The 22,141-nt window shown below is 61.2% G+C and carries 20 protein-coding genes; 19 read left to right on the top strand and 1 reads right to left on the bottom strand.

Translation table 11 applies throughout. The features are described from left to right. The 13 genes from ACLIKD_RS06535 (at window position 1) to ACLIKD_RS06475 (ending at window position 12,499) form a co-directional block, all read left to right on the top strand. A complete protein-coding gene (locus tag ACLIKD_RS06535; protein WP_428827653.1) occupies window positions 1-1,107 on the top strand; it encodes an ATP-binding response regulator in 1,107 nt (368 codons plus the stop codon). Beyond that, entirely contained in the window at window positions 1,107-1,763 is a 657-nt protein-coding gene (locus ACLIKD_RS06530; RefSeq protein ID WP_428827652.1) for a response regulator, read from the top strand. Before ACLIKD_RS06535 ends, ACLIKD_RS06530 begins: the two co-directional genes overlap by 1 nt. Window positions 1,764-1,931: 168 nt before the next feature. Then, a complete protein-coding gene (gene nosZ, locus ACLIKD_RS06525) occupies window positions 1,932-4,229 on the top strand; it encodes a Sec-dependent nitrous-oxide reductase (protein WP_226419495.1) in 2,298 nt (765 codons plus the stop codon). An 84-nt stretch (window positions 4,230-4,313) separates the two neighbouring features. Further along, entirely contained in the window at window positions 4,314-4,622 is a 309-nt protein-coding gene (locus ACLIKD_RS06520; protein WP_226419494.1) for a c-type cytochrome, read from the top strand. Window positions 4,623-4,733: 111 nt separating this feature from the next. Next, window positions 4,734-5,459, top strand: a complete 726-nt coding sequence (locus ACLIKD_RS06515) for a c-type cytochrome (RefSeq protein WP_226419493.1) — start codon at window positions 4,734-4,736, stop codon at window positions 5,457-5,459. 137 nt (window positions 5,460-5,596) lie between these two features. Next, window positions 5,597-6,571 carry a hypothetical protein gene (locus ACLIKD_RS06510; RefSeq protein ID WP_428827651.1) on the top strand — a complete coding sequence of 325 codons (975 nt, stop codon included), beginning with the start codon at window positions 5,597-5,599 and terminating at the stop codon, window positions 6,569-6,571. Between the two features lie 6 nt (window positions 6,572-6,577). Beyond that, window positions 6,578-7,942, top strand: a complete 1,365-nt coding sequence (nosD, locus tag ACLIKD_RS06505; protein WP_428827650.1) for a nitrous oxide reductase family maturation protein NosD — start codon at window positions 6,578-6,580, stop codon at window positions 7,940-7,942. After that, complete coding sequence (locus ACLIKD_RS06500) at window positions 7,939-8,799, top strand: 4Fe-4S dicluster domain-containing protein (protein ID WP_428827649.1); 861 nt, start codon at window positions 7,939-7,941, stop codon at window positions 8,797-8,799. The genes nosD and ACLIKD_RS06500 overlap by 4 nt, the downstream gene beginning before the upstream one ends. Then, complete coding sequence (locus tag ACLIKD_RS06495) at window positions 8,796-9,779, top strand: NapH/MauN family ferredoxin-type protein (RefSeq protein WP_428827648.1); 984 nt, start codon at window positions 8,796-8,798, stop codon at window positions 9,777-9,779. Before ACLIKD_RS06500 ends, ACLIKD_RS06495 begins: the two co-directional genes overlap by 4 nt. 52 nt (window positions 9,780-9,831) lie before the next feature. Further along, a complete protein-coding gene (locus tag ACLIKD_RS06490) occupies window positions 9,832-10,689 on the top strand; it encodes an ABC transporter ATP-binding protein (protein WP_428827647.1) in 858 nt (285 codons plus the stop codon). 2 nt (window positions 10,690-10,691) lie between these two features. Continuing rightward, the gene (locus tag ACLIKD_RS06485; RefSeq protein ID WP_428827646.1) at window positions 10,692-11,180 is read left to right on the top strand and encodes a hypothetical protein; all 489 of its coding nucleotides are present in this window, start codon (window positions 10,692-10,694) and stop codon (window positions 11,178-11,180) included. Further along, window positions 11,181-12,008 (top strand): ABC transporter permease, encoded by an 828-nt coding sequence (locus tag ACLIKD_RS06480; RefSeq protein WP_226419486.1) that lies wholly within the window; start codon window positions 11,181-11,183, stop codon window positions 12,006-12,008. Next, window positions 12,005-12,499, top strand: a complete 495-nt coding sequence (locus tag ACLIKD_RS06475; protein ID WP_226419485.1) for a TlpA family protein disulfide reductase — start codon at window positions 12,005-12,007, stop codon at window positions 12,497-12,499. The genes ACLIKD_RS06480 and ACLIKD_RS06475 overlap by 4 nt, the downstream gene beginning before the upstream one ends. 84 nt (window positions 12,500-12,583) lie before the next feature. Here ACLIKD_RS06475 and ACLIKD_RS06470 read toward each other — a convergent pair whose 3' ends face one another. Beyond that, window positions 12,584-15,670: an ATP-binding protein gene (locus ACLIKD_RS06470; protein WP_428827645.1), complete on the bottom strand. Its 3,087-nt coding sequence runs from the start codon at window positions 15,668-15,670 to the stop codon at window positions 12,584-12,586. Window positions 15,671-15,962: 292 nt separating this feature from the next. On the opposite strand from ACLIKD_RS06470, the gene ACLIKD_RS06465 reads away from it, so the two are divergent. From ACLIKD_RS06465 to ACLIKD_RS06440, 6 genes are all read left to right on the top strand, one after another. Then, a complete protein-coding gene (locus ACLIKD_RS06465; RefSeq protein ID WP_428827644.1) occupies window positions 15,963-16,943 on the top strand; it encodes an ABC transporter substrate-binding protein in 981 nt (326 codons plus the stop codon). 7 nt (window positions 16,944-16,950) lie between these two features. Continuing rightward, the gene (locus ACLIKD_RS06460; RefSeq protein WP_428827643.1) at window positions 16,951-17,763 is read left to right on the top strand and encodes an ABC transporter permease; all 813 of its coding nucleotides are present in this window, start codon (window positions 16,951-16,953) and stop codon (window positions 17,761-17,763) included. 1 nt (window position 17,764) lies between these two features. Beyond that, window positions 17,765-18,556, top strand: a complete 792-nt coding sequence (locus ACLIKD_RS06455) for an ABC transporter ATP-binding protein (RefSeq protein ID WP_428827642.1) — start codon at window positions 17,765-17,767, stop codon at window positions 18,554-18,556. Window positions 18,557-18,617: 61 nt separating this feature from the next. Beyond that, on the top strand, window positions 18,618-20,432 hold the full coding sequence (locus tag ACLIKD_RS06450; RefSeq protein WP_428827641.1) for a sensor histidine kinase: 1,815 nt from the start codon (window positions 18,618-18,620) through the stop codon (window positions 20,430-20,432). Then, a complete protein-coding gene (locus ACLIKD_RS06445) occupies window positions 20,413-20,775 on the top strand; it encodes a 5-carboxymethyl-2-hydroxymuconate Delta-isomerase (protein WP_428827640.1) in 363 nt (120 codons plus the stop codon). The genes ACLIKD_RS06450 and ACLIKD_RS06445 overlap by 20 nt, the downstream gene beginning before the upstream one ends. Beyond that, complete coding sequence (locus tag ACLIKD_RS06440) at window positions 20,768-22,096, top strand: sigma-54-dependent transcriptional regulator (protein WP_428827639.1); 1,329 nt, start codon at window positions 20,768-20,770, stop codon at window positions 22,094-22,096. The genes ACLIKD_RS06445 and ACLIKD_RS06440 overlap by 8 nt, the downstream gene beginning before the upstream one ends. The last annotated feature ends 45 nt before the right edge of the window (window positions 22,097-22,141 follow it).

Below are 22,141 nucleotides of genomic sequence, written 5' to 3'. Positions count from 1 at the left end.
ATGAACGCCGAAATTTTGGTCGTCGAAGACACGCCGGCTTCCCTCGAACTACTCTCCCAGCTCTTGGCCCACGCCGGCTACACGGTGCGCCCGGCGCTGGAAGGACGGATGGCCTTGCGCTCGGCCCAGGCCAGCCCGCCCGATCTGATACTGCTCGATGTTCGCATGCCCGGGATCGATGGCTACGAGGTCTGCCGACGGCTGAAGGACGACCCGCGGACCCATGACATTCCGGTGATTTTCCTCTCGGCCCTGCACGAAGCGGGGGACAAGCTGAAGGGTTTCGAGCTGGGGGCAGTCGACTACATCGCCAAACCCTACCAACCGGAAGAGGTGCTGGCCCGGGTACGCACCCATGTCGAACTACGCCAGCTGCAATCGCGCCTCGAAGAACGCGTCGCAGAACGGACGGCCCAGTTGCTCGACGCGCAGGCCAGCCTCCATGAGTCGCAAAGCCGGTTGCAGGAACTGGCCGGCTTTCTGCAAACCGTCCGGGAAGAGGAACGGGCCGGCATCGCCCGTGAATTGCACGACGAGCTCGGTCAGGCACTCACTGCATTGCGCATCGACATCGGCTGGCTGAAGGAAAAAGCCAGCCAACTCGGACCGTCGGTGGTCGAACGGGCGGAAGCGGCCTACAGTCTGGTGGAACTGACAATCAACGCGGTGCGCCGGATTTCCGAAGGACTTCGCCCCGGCATGCTCGATGTGCTCGGCCTGGCTGCGGCCATTGAACATCACGTCAGTCAATATCAGGAGCGCACCGGCATCGCCTGTACGCTTGCCATGAACCGCGAGGAATTCGACATCGGCGAACCACTGGCCACGGCGATCTTTCGGGTAGTCCAGGAATCCTTGACCAACGTTGCACGACACGCAGCAGCTGGGTGGGTGAGCGTCCAGATCGACGATGGTGAAGACGAAATCCGGCTATGCGTCGAAGATGACGGTTGCGGCTTCGATACGACTGGCCACAAGAAGACCTTTGGGCTGCTCGGCATGCAGGAAAGAGTGAAAATACTGGGTGGGAATATCGAAATCATCAGCCACCCGGGGCAAGGAACGCGCATCGAGGCGCATTTCCCCAAAGACCGCGAGAGAAAGTAATGATCCGGATATTGATTGCAGACGACCACGACATTCTCCGGGCCGGGCTGAAACACATCCTGCAGGACAGTGGCGACATCGAGGTGGCCGGCGAAGCCTGCGACGGCAACGAAGCGCTCGCCCTGGTGCGTTCCGGGAATTGGGACGTGCTACTTCTCGACCTGTCGATGCCGGGCAAGAGCGGTATCGAGTTGATCAAGCAGATCAAGAGCGAATTTCCGAAACTGCCCATTCTGATCCTCAGCATGCACAAGGAAGATATCTTCGCCGTCCGCGCCCTCAAGGCCGGCGCCTCCGGCTATCTCTGCAAGGACAATGCGGAAACCCAGCTGGTACAAGCCATCCGCAAGGTGGCAAGCGGTGGCCTGTTCATCAATCAGGCGGTGGCTGAAAAACTGGCAATGGAAGCATTGACCGGCAAAAGCAGCGGCTTGCCGCACACCGGCCTGTCCGACCGTGAATACCAGGTATTTCTGCTACTGGCCCGCGGCGAAGGCGTCACCGAGATCGGACACGCGCTTAATCTGAGCGTCAAGACCGTCAGTACCCACAAGACCCGGATCCAGGAAAAAATGGGGCTGGCCAATTCCGGCGAATTGATCCATTACGCCATCCGGCACAAGCTGGTCCATGGAGCGGATGAACAACCCGATTAAGGGCCATGTTGTAGGAATTTTCCTACCCCAAAAATCAGTATATTTCCGCTTACTTATTTATCTCTCTGCACCCATACTCCGACCAGTGCGACAAATTGCCGCAGGAATATTTTCCCTGCAGCAATAGGGGTAGGAAGTTCAACTTCTCGATTCATGGGAGAGATTCAAATGAAAAAATTTGCAGTCAAATCGACTCTGCTGGCGGTTGCGGCGGGGATCGGCTTCGGCGCAGCCACGTCGGCATGGGCAGCCGAGTCGCTGCAGGACGTGATGAAGCGCCGTGGCCTGAGCCAGCAGGATCTGCTGGCGGCGTCCAAGACCTACGTCCCGACCGGCAAGCGTGACGATTTCGTCGCCTTCAGCTCGGGCGGCCAGTCTGGCCAGGTCATCGTCTACGGCATTCCGTCGATGCGCATCCTCAAGTACATCGGCGTCTTCACGCCGGAACCGTGGCAGGGTTATGGCTTCGATGAAGAATCGAAGGCCGTGCTGCGCCAGGGCAATATCGACGGCAAGGAAATCAACTGGGGCGATACGCACCACCCGGCCATTTCCGAAACCCAGGGCAAGTACGACGGTCAGTTCCTGTTCATCAACGACAAGGCCAATCCGCGCCTCGCCGTGATCGACCTGCGCGACTTCGAGACCAAGCAGATCGTGGTCAATCCGATCTTCAAGTCCGAGCATGGTGGCGCTTTCGTTACCCCGAACACCGATTACATCATCGAAGCCGCCCAGTACGCTTCGCCGCTCGAGAACAAGAAGTTCTTCCCGCTCGAAGAGTTCAACGAGAAGTATCGCGGCGGCATCACCTACTGGAAGTTCGATCGCAAGGAAGGCCGCATCGACGTGAAGAATTCCTTCTCGCTCGAACTGCCGCCCTACTCGCAGGATTTGTCGGATGCCGGTAAAGGCCCGTCCGATGGCTGGTCGTTCACCAACTCGTTCTGTTCCGAGCGTTACGTCGGCGGCATCGAGAAGGGTCGTCCGCCGTATGAAGCCGGTTGCTCCGCCAAGGACACCGACTATCTGCACGTGATCAACTGGAAGAAGGCGGCCGAACTGGTCGCTGCCGGCAAGGCCAAGAAGATCAACGGCCACAATGTGCTGATGATGGAAACGGCCATCAAGGAAGGCATCCTCTTCCTGATTCCGGAACCGAAGTCGCCGCACGGCGTCGACGTCACCCCGGACGGCAAGTTCCTGACCGTCGCCGGCAAGCTCGACACCCACGTCTCGGTTTATTCCTTCGAGAAGATCCAGGCCGCGATCAAGGCCAACAAGTTCGAATCCAAGGATCCGTACGGCATTCCGGTGATCGGCATGAAGGATGCGCTGCATACCCAGGTCCAGCTCGGCCTCGGCCCGCTGCACACCCAGTACGACAGCAAGCCCTGTATCGCCTACACCTCGCTCTATGTCGATTCGCAAGTCGTCAAATGGAATCACTGTGACGGCAAGGTGCTCGACAAGATCTCCGTGCATTACAACATCGGTCACCTGATGACCATGGAAGGTGACTCGGCCGATCCGAAGGGGCGCTATCTGGTGGCGCTGAACAAGCTGTCGATCGATCGTTTCAACCCGGTTGGCCCGCTGCATCCGCAGAACCACCAGTTGATCGACATCAGCAACGACAAGATGCAACTGCTCTACGACATGCCATTGCCGTTGGGTGAGCCGCACTACGTCGTCGCCATCGAAGCGGCCAAGCTGAAGCCGGGCGTTCGTTACAAGGTCGGCACCAACAGCCGTACCGACAAGCCGAATCCGGGCGCGGTCCGGGCCGGTGAGGAACATACCGACAAGAAGGGCAACAAGATCGAAGTCTTCGGTACGCTGATCCGTTCGCACATCACCCCGGAAACGATCGAGGCTGAAGTGGGCGACGAAATCACCGTCCATTTGACCAACCTCGAACGGGCCCAGGACGAAACCCACGGTTTCGCGGTATCGACCTACAACGTCCATGCTTCCATCGAGCCGGGCAAGACGGTGACCGTCAAGTTCAAGGCCGACAAGGAAGGCGTCTATCCGTACTACTGCACCGAGTTCTGTTCCGCGCTCCACCTTGAAATGCAGGGTTACCTGCTGGTCAAGCCGAAGGGTTGGAAGCCGGGCAAGACGCAGGAAAGCGCCAAGGCCAACTACACCGAAGCCGACTATAAGGCGACGGTGAAGAAGGTGGTGGATACCCAGGTCGTCATCGATTCCGTGGTCGGCTACATCACCAGCGTGAATTACAAGGACTTCCCGGATGTCGTGGCGATGGTCGAAGATGCAACCGACCAGCTCAACCGCATGAAGGAAGCCAAGACAAAGCACGAAGCCGCTGCCGCCAAGAAGGACTGGGACCAGGCCAATCTGTGGGCCGAGCAAGTCTGGCAATACCAGGTCAAAGCCGCCGACATCGGTCTGCGTGCCAAAACCTATCTCGAACAGAACGGCGCCAAGAAGGTCAAGTAAGTCCGAAAAGTTGATCTGACTTAAGGCAGGAACCGGGGGGTGGCAATTAACCTACCTTCCGGTTTCTTAAAATAGGGAAAAACCATGAAATTCATTATGTCTCTGATCGCCGCCGCGCTGGTTGCCAGCCCGGTAATCGCTGCTCCGGATGGCGCCAAACTGTTCGCCGAGAAGACCTGCAACGCCTGCCACGGCCCAAAGGGCGACAAGCCGCTGATGCCGAACTACCCGAAAATCGCCGGCCAGAATGCTGCCTACACCGAACAGCAAATGAAGGACATCAAGAGCGGCGCCCGTAACAATGGCCAAACCGCGGCAATGAAAGGCGTCATGCATCTGGTCAATGACGAGGAAATCAAGGCGATATCCGAGTACCTCGTAAAGCTCAAGTAAGACAAAAAGCCCTGCCACCAAGGCGTATGACGTGTATCAAGGAATGCTGATATTGATCCAACGACAATGATTCACGCGTTCCGCTTTACCTGCACACAAAGGACACCACCCATGAAAACATCATTACTACTGATCGGTCTGCTCTCGGCAGGCATCGCCTTTGCCGGACCTCCCGCGCCAAAACATGGCGGCATCGAGAGCAAGGACTACAAATGGAATGCCGACGAGGGCGAAAAATCCGAAGCCCTCAAGCTCAAGGGCGACAAGAAGCGTGGCGAAGAAGCCTATGAAGTCTGTGGCGCCTGTCACCTGCCCTCCGGCGCCGGTCGCCCGGACGGCACCTTCCCGCAACTGGCTGGCCAGCACACGACCGTGCTGATCAAGCAGATGGCCGACATCCGTGCCGGCACCCGCGACAATCCGACGATGTACCCGTTTGCCGCGACGCTGACCGATCCGCAGGAACTGGCCGATGCCGCCGCCTACATCGAAAGCCTGTGCATCCCGATCGAACATGGCAAATACGAAGGTGCCGACGCTGCCACGCAGGTCGCCAAGGGCAAGGAACTGTATGAAAAGCAGTGTCTCGAATGCCACGGCAAGAACGGTGAAGGCGTCAAGGACAAGTTCTACCCGGTGATCGCCGGTCAGCACTACAAGTATCTGTTGCGCCAAATGACTGAAATCCGCGATGGTCACCGCCGTAACGCCAACCCGGACATGGTCAAGATCATCAAGCCCTACACCAACGACCAACTGGTGGCGATTTCCGCCTACCAGTCCAGCCTGGTGATGCCGGGCAACATGTGCAAGCCGAAAGCCGGCAAGAAGAAGTAAGATTTGCCCCGCCCCGAAAAGGCGGAACAGGGAGGGGATGAGTTTGCTGATCAGTGCATGAACTCATTCCCCCTCTTCACCTCCCCGTTCAAGTGGGAGGGATAGAGATGCACGAGAACACAAAGAGAGCAGCAAACATGGAAAAGCAGAACAAAATCGTCGGTGGCTTGAGCCTGATCGCCCTGATCGCCTTGATCGCCGCCTATTTCGCGCCGATCTGGTGGGTTTCCCTGACCGCTCCGAATTACCCGCCCGATGCCTTCCCGGACGGCATCCGCATCCACTTCCATTTCGACGGTGTCTATAACGGCTGCACGGCGGCCGGCAAGGGCACGCGGATGGCCGGCGAGATCATCCAGAAGGACCTCGCCCATGAAGACGAACGTTACAACCCGATCACCGACGACAAGAAAGACCTGAACAAGGGCGCCGAAGGTCTCGATTGCGTCCATGAAATGAACACCATCAATCACTACGTCGGGATGTACCCGATCGCTACCGGCGCCCCGGTCGAGAAGCCGCTGGCCAAGTTCTTCTTCGGCTTCTTCGCGGTGATGATGCTGGCCTTCGTGACGACCACCAAGAAAGCCCGCCTGACGACCTTGAGCGCGGGATTCGCCGCCGTGGCAGCGTGGATGATCGTCGATCAATTCGTCATGGGCCACCTGGAAAGCCATGTCCAGGCCTACATGCAGGAATCCGGCACCTTCTTCAAGGACATGGAGCGGATCAAGGTATGGGGCGACAACGTTCGCAATATCTCGAAAGTCGTCATCTTCGGTCTGCTCGCCGTGATGGGCATTGTCATTGCCGGCGTCGCCAAGATACGGCCCTTCCAGTTGCTGCTCGCCCTGGTCCCCGCCCTGCTGCCGGTCTTTTTCGTCATTACCTACGCCGGCTGGCTGTGGTTCTTCGGCCACAACATGCATCCGTGGGGCGCCTTCACCGTCAAGCCATTCATGCCGACGGTGTTCGGCGAAGGCAAGGTCGCGCAGTTCTCGACCTTCTCCTATCCGTACTGGGGCTTTGGCCTGCTGGTCATCATTTTCGTCTGCATGATGCTGGCCCTGCTGATCCGTCGCAAGCAACTGCGTGAAGGCAAGGCCGAGTAAGCGGCCATGCGCACACTGAGCAAACTCGGCAAGGTCGGTCTGGCGACGGCACTGATCCTTGCCTTTTCCTCCGGCAACACGCAGCAGGAACGCGGCTCCAATGCCGACCTGAGCACCGCGCCACGGGTCGGCATCGACCGCCCGAAGCAGACTTTCATGCTGCATGAGCGCGACAAGCGGGTGCATGGCCTGAAGCCGTTCCAGGAGTTGGTCGACCAGGCCCCCGAGGGTTCGGTGCTCAAGCCGCCGCCTGGCGTCTATGCCGGACCGGTGGTCATCGACAAGCCGCTGACCATCGAGGGCAATGGGCAGGTCACCATCGACTCCGGTGATAAGGGCACGGTGATGATCCTCAATGCCAGCAACACCGTGCTGCGCGGACTGCACCTGACCGGCTCCGGCGACTCGCACGACACCGACGACTCCTGTCTGGATGTGCGCGGCAACAACAACGTGATCGAGAATATCAAGGCCGACAACTGCCTGTTCGGTCTCGATTTCAAGCAGTCGAACCACAATCTGATTCGCGGCAACGAAATCCGCTCCAAAGCTTTCGAACTCGGCGTGCGCGGCGACGGCCTGCGCCTCTGGTACAGCAACGACAACGTCGTCGAAAAGAATCAGATCATCGATTCGCGTGACATGGTCGCCTGGTATTCGCACCGCAACGTCTTTCGCGAGAACCTCGGCCGGCGCAGCCGCTACTCCATTCACTTCATGTTCGCCAACGACAATGTCGTCGAGCGCAATCAGTTCTACGACAACGCGGTCGGTGTCTATTTCATGTACACCGAGGGCGGCGTCGTCCGCGACAACGTGATCTCCCACGCCACCGGCGCCACCGGCATGGGCATTGGCTTCAAGGAAGCCTCGGGAACGATCATCGAAAACAACGAGATCATTTATTGCGGTGTCGGCATCGGCTCCGACCTCTCGCCCTTCCAGCCCGATGCCACCATCGAGATCCGCAACAACCGTCTGGCCTACAACGGCATCGGCATCCTGTTCAACAGCGAAACCGGCGGCAACAACATGGTCGACAACGTCTTCGAGGGCAATCTCACGCAGGTCACCTACGGTGGCCGCGGCGACAACAACAATAATCCGAAGAACTTCTGGCAAGGCAACTACTGGGACGACTACCAGGGTTTCGACCGTGACGGCGACGGTTACGGCGATCAGACCCACGGCCTGTATTCCTACACCGACCAGATTTGGGTGGAAATGCCGGTTGCCCGCTTTTTCCGTAGTTCGCCGGTCATGGAACTGCTCGATTTTCTCGAACGCCTGGCCCCATTCTCGGCCCCCGACCTGATTCTGCGTGATGAAAAGCCACGCTTCGTCAAACCTGTGAGGGTAGCGCAATCATGAGCGAGAACGAGAAGGACGACGCGCCGGTCGCCGGACCGACGCCGCCGCTTTCCAAAGCAAAACGGCAGACCAACCGCCGCCGTTTCCTGCGTACCGCGCTGCTCACCGGCGGCGTCCTGGGCGCCGCACTCTCCGGTTTCCTGCCGCTGATCTACGCAAAGAAGAAGCGCCTGCGGCCGCCCGGCGCGCTCGACGAGAAAGATTTTCTCGGCAGCTGCATCAAATGTGGTCAGTGCGTTCAGGTCTGCCCCGTATCGGCCATCAAGCTGGCCGATCTGGTCGATGGCATGGGCGTCGGCACGCCCTATATCGATCCCCGCCGCCAGGCCTGCGACTTTTCCTGCGACGCCGTGCAGTGCATTCTCGCCTGCCCGACCGGCTCACTGACCTACCACAAGCCGGATTTCCTGGCGGTGCGGGCCGGTGCCGCACTCAAGGCCAAGCCGATCCTGCTAGCCAAGGAAAAGGATGCCGAGCCGACGCTGAACATGACCGAGCGTATTGGCGTGGCCCGCCTGAGTCGGCCGGAAGCCTGTCTGGCCGTCCAGGGCAAGGGCTTCAAAGGCCAGGCCCGGGGCGCCGATTTCACCGGCGAACTGCGCTATATGGATGTCGATCGCTGGAAGCCGATCAAGGTCAGCGAGCACCCCTACGACCTTCTCGAATGCGACCTCTGCGTAAGGGCCTGTCCAATCAAGGGGGCCATTTCGATCGAAACCGTCATGGCGCCGAATGGCAGCCAGCACAAATCGCCCGTCGTCCATGAACCCTGTGTCGGCTGTGGCGTATGCGAAATGATCTGCCCGGTCGAGCCGGCCTGCATCACCATTGAAGCCGGCGAGGTCTGGAAAATATGAGCGACGTTCTGAAGCGCCGATTTACCGAACAGATCAAGATCATGTTCGGCTGGGAACCGCGGAAGCCGGAGAAAATCACCGAGCGGGCACAGCAAGTGCACATCATGAAGCGGATGACCAACAAGCAGGATCTACAGGCCACCAAGAGCCATCTGCGGGCGCACGAAGTCAAATCGAACAAGTGGCGCAACCGCCGCTGGATCACGTTGATTGCCGCCAACCTGCTGTTCACCCTGTCGTTTTCCCTCGATATCCAGATTCTCGAAGGAGCGCTGACCGCTTCCCGTTTTGTCGGCTTCCACCTGATCGATCTCAACTCGGCCCTGCAGGTCATGCTGGCCCACAAGCACATCATCAACAATCTGATCATCGGGACCGGCACGGTATTGCTGTTGTGGGGACTGCTCGGCGGCCGCACCTTCTGCTCCTGGGTTTGCCCCTATCACCTGCTGGCCGAATGGGCTGAAAAACTGCATCTCTTCCTCGCCAAGAAGAAGCTGGTCACCGACCAGACCATGGACCGCCGCTTGCGCACCGTGTTCTGGGTCATCTTTGCACTGCTCGCCCTGGGCACCGGCTACACCGTCTACGAAGCCATTTCGCCGACCGGCATCGTCTCCCGCGCCCTGGTCTATGGTCCTGGCCTGGCCCTGCTCTGGGTACTGGCCCTGCTCTTCTTCGAGGTCTTCTTTTCACGCCGCGCCTGGTGCCGCTACGCCTGCCCGATCGGCCTGACCTACGGCGTGGTTGGCATCATTTCGCCGGTCCGCATCAAGTACAAGCTCGACGGCTGCTTCCACGAGGGCGATTGCCGCAAAGTCTGTCTGGTGCCGCACGTGCTGGATACCGTCATCAAGGGACGGGCCGTCGATCTCGAAGTTCCCATCGGGCCGGACTGTACCCGTTGCGGACTCTGCGTCGACGCCTGCCCAACCGGTTCGCTGACCTTCGAGGTCAAGGGCCTACAAAAGCTGCTCTGATTTTTGATCAAAATTCAAAGTCGAACGCAGCAGCCTCCCTATAATTGAAGCCATGATCCAGTTCACCAATGTTGCCAAGAATTTCCGCCGGGCTCGCGTGCTCGACGGCATCAACCTCAATATCGGCCTCGGCGAGCGCGTCGCGCTGATCGGCTCGAACGGCGCCGGCAAGACCACCCTGATCCGCTGCCTGCTCGGCGAATACACCTTCGAAGGCAGCGTCAGCATCAACGGCCTCGACCCGCGCAGCAACCGCACCGAGGTGCTCGGCAATATCGGCTTCGTGCCGCAGTTGCCGCCGCCGCTGAAAATGCCGGTCGGCCAGTTGATCGAGTTCTCCGCCGCACTGTGCGGCACCGACCCGCGGCATATCCACCAGATCGCCAAACGGCTCGGGCTGGACCTCGACAGCATTCTGTCCCGGCAATTCGTGCGCCTGTCCGGTGGCATGAAACAGAAGCTGCTGATCGCCATCGCCCTCGGTCGCAACGCCACCGTGCTGGTGATGGACGAACCGGCCGCCAATCTCGACCCCGAAGCGCGCAAGATTTTCTTCGACCTGCTGGCCGAGCGCCTCGACGATGCCACGATGATCATCTCCAGCCACCGTCTCGACGAAGTATCGTCGCTGGTCAATCGGGTAATCGAAATGGATACCGGCAAGGTGGTGCTCGACGACAAGGTCACCGATGCGGTTTCGCTGACCGCCGTCCTCAACTGCCGTATCGTGCTGCAGCGCTTCGAGCCGGCCTTCGCCAAAGCACTGGACGGCTGGAAATTCACCAGCCGCGACGACAACCGGGTGTGGGAAGGCGAGATCGCCGGGCCGGACCGACTGCGTTTCCTCGGCATCGTTTCCCGGTACACCGGGCTGGTCAGCGACCTGTCGCTGGCCGAAACCAAGGCCTGATCATGTGCAATAGCCAGCGCCGCGAATTTCTCGGCCGGCTCGGCATCGGCGGCCTGTTGCTGACGCCGCTCGCCGCCGCCCTATCCGGCTGCAAAAAGGATGACTGGCCGGAAGGCATGGCCGAAATAAAATGGGACCGCGACACCTGCGTCCGTTGCAGCATGGTCATCTCCGACCGCCGGTTTGCCGCCCAGGTGCGTGGCGGACCGGATAACACGGTATTCAAGTTCGACGATCCCGGCTGCCTGGCCTTCTGGCTGAAGGAGAAGGTCGACCGCTACCCGTGGCTGGCCGACCCAGCCACCCGTATCTGGGTGGCCGACTTCAACAGCAAGAGCCGGGAACAAATGAACTGGCTGGACCCGAAGCGGGCGCATTTCATTACCAAGACCTCGCCGATGGGCTACAACTTCGCTGCCGTCTCCATTCCGATGCCCGGCAGCCTCGATTTCACCGACATGCGCCAGCACACGCTGGCCAAAGGCAAATAAATGAAGCAACTGTGGCTGACTGCCAAACTCGATATCGTCGAATCCCTGCGCGCCCGCTGGTTTCAGATCTACACCCTGGTCTTCGGCGGCATCGTCGCCCTGCTCTTCCTGTTCGGCCTGACCGAATCGCGGGTCCTCGGCTTCATCGGCCTGTCCCGCCTGCTCGTCACCTACATTCAGCTGACCATGGCCATCCTGCCGATTTTCGTGCTGATCACGACGGTGCGTTCGGTGGCCGGCGACCGTGAAGCCGGCGTCTTCGAATACCTGCTGTCGCTGCCCGTCTCGCTCTCCGCCTGGTTCTGGGGCAAGATCGTCGGCCGCTACATCGTCGTCTTCGCCCCGGTTTTTCTGGCCATGCTCGGTGCCGTCGGCTGGGCGACCATTCAGGGCATCGAAGTACCCTGGGAAATGTTCGGCTATTACACCGCCCTGCTCGCCGTGATGGCGATGTGCTTCCTCGGTATCGGCATGCTGATTTCGGCCGTCGCCCGCACCACCGACATGGCGCAAGGCGCCGCCTTCATGGTCTGGCTGGTGCTGCTGCTCTTCCTCGACCTGATCCTGCTCGGCGTGATGATCCAGGGCAAGGTCTCGCCGGAATTCGCCGTCACGCTGGCCCTGGCCAACCCCTTGCAGGTATTCCGGACCGCCGCGCTGGCCCTGTTCGATCCGCAACTGATCGTCCTCGGCCCCTCCGCCTACGTCATCCTCGACCTCTTCGGGGTGGCCGGCTACAAGGTTTTCGCGCTGGCCTACCCGGCGGCGCTCGGCCTGCTCAGTGCTACCATCGGCTACTTCATTTTCCGCCGTGGCGATCTGCCTTGAAAAACCTTCTGTCCGCCCTGGTTCTTGCCCTTTTTTCGACCTTGAGTGCCGCCCAGGAGCAACCCTCCTCGGCCCCGCTGTTCGCCGCCACGCTCAATGATCTCGACGACAAACCGGTGGCGCTGGAGCGCTACAGGGGCAAGCCGCTGGTCGTCAATTTCTGGGCCCGCTGGTGCGGTCCCTGCCGGGCCGAGATTCCCGAACTGATCAGATTTCGCGCTGCCCACAAGGGCAAGATCGAGGTCCTCGGCATCGGCATTGAGGACAAGGCCGAACCGGCCAGGGAATTCGCCAAGGCCTACGAAATGGACTATCCAGTCTTCGTTGCCAAGGAAAAAGGCATCCCGCTGATGCAGGCGCTGGCCAATACCAAGGGCGGCCTGCCCTTCACGCTATTCATCGACCGCAACGGCAAGGTCATCGAGAAAAAACTGGGGCTGATCAAGAAGGCCGATCTCGATGCGGTGACGGAAAAACTGTTGAAGAACTAAGCCGGCTGTACTTTCCGGACATTCAACGCGCTGCGTCATCCCGCGAACCGGGAACGCACTGGCATCAACCGGGAGGTTCTCCCATTACACCGGTCGTGGCTGCCGCAACCATTTCAGCAACGTGGCGTACAGCCGCTCGGGATCGACCGGCTTGGCAACGAAGTCGTTCATTCCCACCGCCAAACAGCGATCTCTATCTTCACTGAAGGCATTGGCGGTCATCGCAATGATCGGGATACCGCTCGCCACCGGCAGCTTGCGAATCTGCGTTGTGGCTTCCACGCCGCCCATTCTCGGCATTTGCATATCCATCAGAATCAGCGCGTAGCTATCGCGGCTGGCCCGTTCCATCATCTCGACGGCCACCAGGCCGTCTTCGGCGACATCGACAGCGATGCCGACATCGGCAAGAATCTCCTGGGCGATTTCCTGGTTGATCAGATTGTCCTCGACCAGCAACAGACGCAGCCCGCTGAAGTCCCTGGTCAAAATTCCTTCGGCATTCTCGGTCGTGGCTGGCGCAGATTCGACATCAATTTCGTTACAGCGCGCCAAGCTGGCCGAGAACCAGAAAGTGCTGCCCACCCCCGGCGTACTTTCAGCCCCTGCTTCGCCGCCCATCAACCCAGCCAGGCGCCGGGTGATGGCCAGGCCGAGTCCGGTACCGCCAAAATTACGCGTAATTGCTTCGTCGGCCTGCTGGAAAGGCGAAAACAGGCGCGGGATAAGCTCCGGTGAAATGCCGATACCGGTATCAATAACCTCAAAGCGAACTGCTACCGTTTCAGCGGTTTCGGCAATTTTCAGAACACGCAGGGTGACCGATCCCGTTGGCGTAAACTTCACGGCATTGCTGGCCAAATTGAGCAATGACTGGGTCAGTCGGGTCGTGTCGCCACGCAGGCGATGCGAAAACTCGCCGAACTCGGTCCGCAATTCAACGCCCTTGGCCTCAACGACCTCGGTCAGCATCGATGCGACGTTAATGGCAATTGCCCGCACATCGACATCACGTTCTTCAAGTTGAATCTTGCCGGCTTCGATTTTCGAGAAATCGAGAATGTCGTTGATGATGCCCAGCAAATGGTTGGCCGCACTCGATATTTTGTTCAGCTTGTCAGCATGCTCCGGGGCACAGTCCTGTTTGCGGAGCAGATGCGTCAGCCCAATGATGGCATTCATCGGTGTGCGAATTTCGTGGCTCATATTGGCAAGGAAAGCGCTCTTGGCCTCCGAGGCGGTATCGGCGGCGGCCTTCGCCTCGAGCAAGGCAATCTCGGCCTGTTTCCGCTCGGCGATCAACCGCTCCAGATCGGCCTTTTCAAGGACCAATTGCTTGCGTTCCGTCGCATCCAGGCAAATGCCCGCCATGCGCAACGGCTTCCCGGAAGTATCGTAGGAGACGTCACCGTAAGCGTAGATCCAGCGAATATCGCCGGTGGGAAGGACAATCCGGTATTCGCTGAACAAGGGCTGACGCTCTTGAAGCGAGGCGGTCAGGCGCCGTTCCGCCTCGCCCCTGTCCTCCGGATGTAGTGCCGCGAGCCAGACCTCGAAGCTGGCCGGAGTTGTCGCGGGGTCCAGCCCGAACAGACCGAAGAATCCTTTTGACCAGCTGAGCTTTCCCGTCTGTATATCCCAGTCCCACGCCCCGGCTCTGGCACAGCGCTCGGCAAGCAACATCCGCTCGTCGGCCAGGCGCAGCTCGGTAATGTCGTGCGTCACCGCCAGCATGCACGGCTTCCCGCCCAGGTTGATCACCGTTCCGGAAACCAGCGTGGTGATTACCTTGCCATCCTTGGTATTGAAATCGCATTCAACATTTTCGCAGTGGCCGTTGGTCTGGATGGCGTGTACCAAGGGGTAACGGAGTTCCCAGTTGTGCCAGATACCCAGTTCGCGCGAGGTCCGCCCGATAAATTCCTCCCGGGACCAGCCGAACACGCGGGTGAAGCTGTCGTTGACTTCGATGTACTGACCTTGTGCAAGATCGGTGATGCTGACCGGATCGGGTATGGTCTGGAAAGCGGTTCGATAGAGTTCCTCGCTTTCCTTCAGCGCTTGACGCCGCCTCTCAAGCTCGGCCACCAGTCGATTGAAACCGCCGACCACTTGATTGACTTCATCCTGTTGGGTTGCAGGAAGCGCATGCAGCGGCTGATCGCGGTCCGACAACTCGCCCAAGGCTTTCGCCGTCGCCTGGAGCGGCGCGAGCTGGCGCCCCAGTACCCACCAGGTCAGCCCGCCAGCCAGCAAGGTCAGGAACAGCGTGGCAAGAAAGATTCGCTGCTGCAGCGCCATAATCGGCGCAAACGCTGCGGTCGTTGGCAAAGTCACGGCGGCGTACCAGCCGGCCAACGGGATTCCCTTGACTGAAGCGAGGACCTCCACCCCGAGCGAATTGACGAGGACTTCGGAACCTTCGTGACCATGAAAAAAACGGTCGATTACCGAATTTTCGGTGGGTACGGGAAGGACTTCCATCACCCGTTTTTTGTCGGAAGCTGCAACAATCAGGCGGTGGCGCGGCGCGACAATCAGATAGTTGGCAGACCGCCCGAATTGCGCTCTTTCGGCCCGGTCCAGGAAGTTCGGTCGGCTGAGATCGATCACCCCGACCAGGGCTCCGATCACCTTGCTGCCAGCCGTACGAATCGGCACGCCAATGCCGAGAATCGGCCTACCCAGCGTTTTGCCGATCACCGGTTGGCCAATTGTCGCCTTGCCCTCCTTGAGCGGGGTGGCCACATAGTCGCGCTCGAGGTAACTGATATTGCGCCGCTCAACCGATTTAGATACGGCGGCAACCACTTTGCCGGTAGTGTCGGTAACGAAGGTGCCGCCGCTGAAGAGCTCCTGGAAAACCGACAGACTTTCGAGTTTCGACTGAGCCGCCGCGACGTTAGCCGGCGAATCCGGAGTTATCCGGGTTGATATATCTTCGAGGGCATGCAATCGCCTGTCGAGCTCGTCATTGATTTCCGTGGCAACCAATGAAACCGTGGAGAACTGTTGATCGCCCAGGAGGGATTGCATGTCCTTGCGCAACAACACACCGGAATGAAGCGCCAGAGACCAGATGCTCAATAGAAAAATAATCAGCGTGAGCAACGTGATGCGCGTCTTCAGCGAGTTCAAGGAAAACCTGCTGAAGCTCATGTTGTGGCTCATTTCAGTCGTCCTCCTGAAATATCCCAGGCCAAGAATTTATCACGTTGCCATAAGACAAATTCCTGGCGATTTCCTCATTGGACAACCCACAACGCGTAATCATTCGTTTTTTATTTTGCCTTGTGCGGTAATCCGCACCAGGCAAACCGACAATTCCGAAAATCCGCACAGCCGCGACCCGGAATACCCGCCAAATCGGCCGATTTGCCTGAAAAGCGGCCTGGCACGTCTCCTGCGAACGTACTTCGGCAATCCGCACTCGCGGCCTATGAAAATACTGGAGGAGATATCCATGAACAAGTCGATCCGTCTTGCCCTGCTCGCTGCCTTTGGCATCACCGCGCCGCTCGCCACCCAGGCCCAGGCCCCCGATGTCGTCCGGCTGGGCAACCTGAAATTCGCCCACTACGGCGCCGTCTCCTACATGAAAGAGGCCTGCGGCAAGTACAACCTGAAGGTCGAAGAACGGATGTTCCCGAAGGGTCCGGACATCATGCCGGCCATCGTCGCCGGGGAAATCGACATCGCCGCGCTGGCTTCCGACGGGGCCATTTCGGGCCGCGCCAACGGCGTGCCGATCTATACCGTGGCCGGCTTTGCCAAGGGTGGCGCGCGCATCGTCGCCGGCGTCGATAGCGGCATCAAGTCGCTCGCCGAGATGAAGGGCAAGAAAGTCGGCGTCACCCGCGGCGGCGCCCACGAACTGCTGCTCTACGCGGAACTGGAAAAGGCCGGCCTCTCCTGGTCCGACAAGCCGGGCAAGGATGTGCAGATCGTCTTCCTCGCCTTCGCCGACCTCAACCAAGCGCTGGCCGCCAAACAGATCGACGCGATGTGCCAGTCCGAACCGCAATCCTCGCAGGCCCTGAACAAGAAGTTCGGCGTCGAGATCATGAAGCCCTACACCACCAAGATGGGCGAGCCGGTCCGCCTGCTGGTGATGACCGAGAAGATGTACACCGAGAAGAAGGACGTTGCCCAGCGCCTGATGAAGTGCTTCGTCGAAACGACGGCGCTGTTCAATACCGATACCGCCCTGGCCGAGAAGTACGTCCGCGACTCGATGTTCAAGGGCCAGATCTCCTCGCAGGATTTCCGCGATGCGATGGATAACGCCGACTACACCTACGACGTCAGCCTCGAGCACATCGACACGACCACCGACTTCATGCAGAAGTACGGCGTCGGCCGCATGGCCAAGCCGCCGAAGGCCGCCGAATGGGTCAAGCTCGACCTGCTGCAGAAGGCCAAGGCCGATCTGAAGGTGAAGTGAGGACGTCATGCAAAAACTGAAAGACTTCGCCCACGGCGCGCTGGTGCCGGCAATCCTGATCATCCTGTGGGAAGCCGGCTCGCGCTTCGGCCTGTTCTCGGAAGTGCTGCTGCCCTCGCCGACCGCGGTCGCCATCAAATGGTGGGCCTATCTGCTGCCGCTGCAACCGCAGGAAGCCGGCCAGAGCACGCTGGCCTGGCTGTTCTCCGGCGAGATGCTGCATGACGCCTATTCCAGCCTGTTCCGCGTCATTGCCGGTTTCATCATCGGCGCCGGCCTGGCCCTGCCGCTCGGCCTGCTGATGGGCGCCAGCCCGCGCACCTACGATCTGTTCAACCCGCTGATGCAGATACTCCGGCCGATTCCGCCGATCGCCTACATTCCGCTGGCGATCCTCTGGTTCGGTCTGGGCAATCCGCCGTCCTTTTTCCTAATCGCCATCGGCGCCTTTTTCCCGGTGCTGATGAACACCATCGCCGGCGTCCGCCAGGTGGACGGCATCTACCTGCGGGCGGCGCGCAACCTTGGGGTCAATCAATGGACGATGTTCACCCGCGTCATCCTTCCCGCCGCGACGCCCTACATCCTGGCCGGCGTGCGCATCGGCATCGGCACCGCCTTCATCGTGGTGATCGTTTCCGAGATGATCGCGGTCAATGATGGCCTCGGCTTCCGCATCCTGGAAGCGCGCGAATTCATGTGGTCGGACAAGATCATCGCCGGCATGATCACCATCGGCCTGCTCGGCCTGCTCATCGACACCGCGGTCAGCCGCCTCAACAACCATCTGCTGCGCTGGCACCGCGGCCTGGAGCACTAACATGGCCCAAATCATCGTCAACAACGTCCAGAAAGTCTTCAAGACGCCGGGCAAGGATGTCGTCGCGCTCAAGGACATCAACCTCGAGATCAAGGCCGGCGAATTCGTCTGCCTGCTCGGCCCCTCCGGCTGCGGCAAGTCGACGCTGCTCAACGCCGTGGCCGGTTTCGCCCTGCCCTCGGCCGGCGAGATCACCGTCGAAGGCAGGAAGATCACCGGCCCCGGTCCGGAGCGCGGCATGGTTTTCCAGGAATACGCGCTGTTCCCGTGGATGACCGTGGCGCAGAACATCGCCTTCGGCCTGGAAGTGCAGAAGAAGGAGAAGGCCGAGATCGACCTGACCGTCAACCAGCTGCTCGAGCTGCTCCACCTCAACGACTTCCGCGACCGCTTCCCGAAGGATCTCTCAGGCGGCATGCGCCAGCGCGTCGCCATCGCCCGCGTATTGGCACTCGACTCGCCGATCATGCTGATGGACGAGCCGTTCGGCGCCCTCGATGCGCTGACCCGGCGCAACCTGCAGGATGAATTGCTGCGCATCTGGAACAAGCTCGGCAAGACCATCCTATTCGTCACCCACTCCATCGAAGAGTCGATCTATCTGGCCGACCGCATCGTCGTGATGACCTATCGTCCCGGAACGGTGAAGCGCGATCAGGTGGTCGACATGCCGCGGCCGCGCGATCCGTCGTCGGCCGCCTTCAACGATCTGAAGCGCGAGCTTGGCCGGCTGGTCATGGAAGAACAGGCGCGCCACGCCAGCGACGAAATGAAGCTGGCGGCAGTCGATTAGAATCCCCCCATTCTGATCAGGGAACTGCCATGACCGCTGGCAAGCCGAACGCCGCCGCTTGATGCCCCTGCGCCCCTTCCGCAAACGCCGCCCGGCACTGCAGATCGGCGCAGCGGCATGCTTTTGCCTGCTGCTCGGCTGGCTGAGCTACCGCGCGCTGTTCGCCATCTATCTCGACAACGAACGACACAGCGCGGCGCAGCGTCTCGATGCCTTCGCGCTGTCGCTCGAAGCCACCCTCTCCCGGCACGAGGCGCTGCCCGGCCTGCTGGCCCTCGATCCGTCGCTGGCCGCCTTGCTGCGCGAACCGGATAACCCGCAGCGCAGCGCTGCCGCCAATGCCTATCTCGAAGCCGTGCAGCAAGGCGCGGCGGTCGCCGTCACCTTCCTGATCGACGCCCAGGGCAACACGCTGGCCGCCAGCAACTGGCGCCTGCCGCGCAGCTTCGTCGGCCACAACTACGCCTTCCGTCCCTATTTCCGCGATGCGTTGCGCGATGGCCTCGGCCGCTTCTACGGCGTCGGCTTCACCACCGGCGAATCAGGCTATTTCCTTGCCGCCCCGGTGCGCGAGCACGGCAAGGCGCTGGGCGTCATCGTCGTCAAGGTCGGCCTGGAGGCAATGGAACAGGCGCTGATCGGGGCGGGCGACACCCTGTTGCTGGCCGACGCCGATGGCGTGGTCTTCCTCTCCTCCGACCACAAGCTGCGTTACCGCACGCTGGCGCCGCTCAGCCCGGCGGCCATCGCCCGGCTCTCGGAGACCCGCCAGTACGGCAGCCAGAATTTCGCCCCGCTCGCCGACCGCAGCATCCCGACCGCGCCATCCGCCCTGCTCCACCTCGCCCTGCCCGGCGAAGCGGCGCGCGACCGGCTGATCCACGCCCGGGCGGTCGGCGGCCTGGGCTGGCAAGTCGTCCAGCTCGGCGACCCCGGCGAAGCCCGCGCCGCCGCGCTCGGTGCCGCCACCGCCGTCGCCTTTGCCGCCGCCTTCGGCCTCGGCCTGGCCGCCCACTTCCGCCACCGCGCCCGCCGCCGCGAGGAATTGCGCCGGGTCTATGATGAACTCGAAGCGCGCATCGCCGAACGCACCGCCGACCTGACCGAACAGATCGCCGCGCTGGAAAGCACCAAGGCGATCCTGCGCGAAACCCGCGATGCCGCCGTGCAGGCCGGCAAGCTGGCGACGCTCGGTCAGATGTCGGCCGGTATCAGCCACGAACTCAACCAGCCGCTGGCCGCGCTGCAAACCTTTGCCGACAACGCCAGCGTCCTGCTGGCGCGCGGCCGTTACGAAGAGGTCGGCGAAAACCTGCAGATGATCAGCGACCTGGTCGACCGCACCGGGCGCATCGTCCGCCAGTTGAAGACCTTCGCCCGCAAGGAAGCGCCGACCCCGCAGGCGGTCACCGTGGCCAGCGCCATCGAGCATGCGCTGATGATCGTCGAACCGCGCCGGCGCGAGACGGCTGCCCGTATCGCCGTCGCCCCGGTGGCCAGAAACCTGCAACTGATCGCCGAGGCCGGCCGCCTCGAGCAGGTGCTGGTCAACCTGCTGCGCAACGGGCTGGATGCGATGGCCGGGCAGGCTGAACCTTTGCTTGAAATCGATGCCCATGGGATGGGCGACCGGGTCGCCATCGCCGTCCGCGACCATGGCCCCGGCCTGCCCGACGAAGTCCGCGACCACCTGTTCGAACCTTTCTACACCACCAAGCCGGCCGGCGAAGGCCTCGGTCTCGGCTTGGCCATTTCACTGACCATCGTCGAAAGTTACGGCGGCACGCTAAGCGCCCACAATGCGCCCGACGGCGGTGCCGTTTTTGTACTGACGCTGCCCGCCGCAGGAGAACCCGATGCCCCATCTGACGCTTGAATACAGCCGCAACCTGAGCAATTTCAACCCGATGCGCGCGCTGCTCGCGCTCAACACGGCGATGTTCGATTCCGGGTTGTTCAGCGAGCCGGACATCAAGAGCCGGGCCATTGCTCTGGAAACCTTCCTGGTCGGCATCAGCCCGACCCCGCGCGGCTTTGCCCACGTCCGCATCGCGCTGCTCGCCGGGCGCAGCGACGAGGAACGCAAGGAACTGGCCGATGCCGTCCTGGCCTCCCTGGGCGCTACCATCGATCGGCACAACCGGGCGGAAATCCAGCTCAGCGTCGAAACCACCGAACTTGACCGGGCCAGCTACGCCAAGGCAGTGATCAATGGCTGACTTCCCGGTTTTTCTCGTCGAGGACGATGCGGCGGTACGCAAAGGCTGCGAACAGGCGCTGTCGATCGCCGACATCCCGGTGCGCGGTTTCGCCGACGGCGAAAGCATGCTCGCCGCGCTGGCCAGCGCCAGCCCTGCACTGGTCGTCAGCGATGTCCGCCTGCCCGGCCGCGACGGCCTGACCTTGCTGCGCGAACTGCGCCAGTACGACCGCGAACTGCCGGTGCTGCTGATCACCGGCCATGGCGACGTGGCGATGGCCGTCGAGGCGATGCGCGAAGGCGCCCACGACTTCATCGAAAAGCCCTTCCCCTCCGAACGGCTGGTCGCCGCCGTGCGCAGCGCGCTGGAAAAGCGGGCGCTGATTGTCGAGAACCGCCAGTTGAAGGAACGCCTCGGCCACGGCATCAACCAGATCGTCGGCCAGTCGCCGGCCATCCAGCACATCCGGCGCCTGGTCGCCACGCTGGCGCCGACCGGCGTCGATATCCTGATCAACGGCGAAACCGGCAGCGGCAAGGAAGTCATCGCCCGCGCCATCCACGAAGCGAGCGGCCGACGCGGCCCGTTCGTCGCCATCAACTGCGGCGCGCTGCCGGAAACGGTCTTTGAAAGCGAGCTGTTCGGCCACGAAGCCGGCGCCTTCACCGGCGCCGGCAAGCGGCGCATCGGGCGCATCGAACACGCCAATGGCGGCACGCTGTTTCTCGACGAAATCGAATCGATGCCGCTCAACCTGCAGGTCAAGCTGCTGCGTGTGCTGCAGGAACGCAGCGTCGAACGCCTGGGCAGCAACACGACGACGCCCGTCGATTGCCGCCTGGTCGCCGCCAGCAAGACCGACCTCAAGGCCGCCTCGGCGGCCGGCCAGTTCCGCGCCGATCTCTATTACCGCCTCAACGTCGTCAGCATCGATCTGCCGCCACTGCGCGAACGGCGCGACGACATCCCGCTGCTGATCGCCCAGTTTCTCCAGGAAGCCGCCCTGCGCTACCAGCGTCCGCCCGCCACCTGGACGCCGGCCGACCTCGCCCGCTGGACGGCCCACGATTGGCCAGGCAACGTCCGCGAACTGAAAAACGTCGCCGACCGCTGGGCGCTCGGCCTGCCCGACGCCCTGACGAGCAGCGCCGCACCGGCGGGCAGCGGCCTGTCGCTGGCCGAGCAGGTCGATGCGGCGGAAAAACGCAGCATCGAGAACGCGCTGAAAAGCTGCGCCGGCAACGTCGCCCAAACCGCCGAACTGCTGCAGACCCCGAAAAAGACGCTGTACGACAAGCTGACCAAGCACGGCATCGTCGCCGAGCGGTTTCGCGCCTGACTAAAGCGCGAAATCTCTTTCCGGCTCGCCACCGGTTCGCACCGG

Origin of the sequence: Azonexus sp. IMCC34842, from assembly GCF_050368855.1 — a bacterium.
Lineage (GTDB): Bacteria > Pseudomonadota > Gammaproteobacteria > Burkholderiales > Rhodocyclaceae > Azonexus > Azonexus denitrificans_A.
The sequence above is the reverse complement of the archived record's forward strand: the minus strand, read 5'-3'. Positions and strand labels throughout refer to the sequence as shown.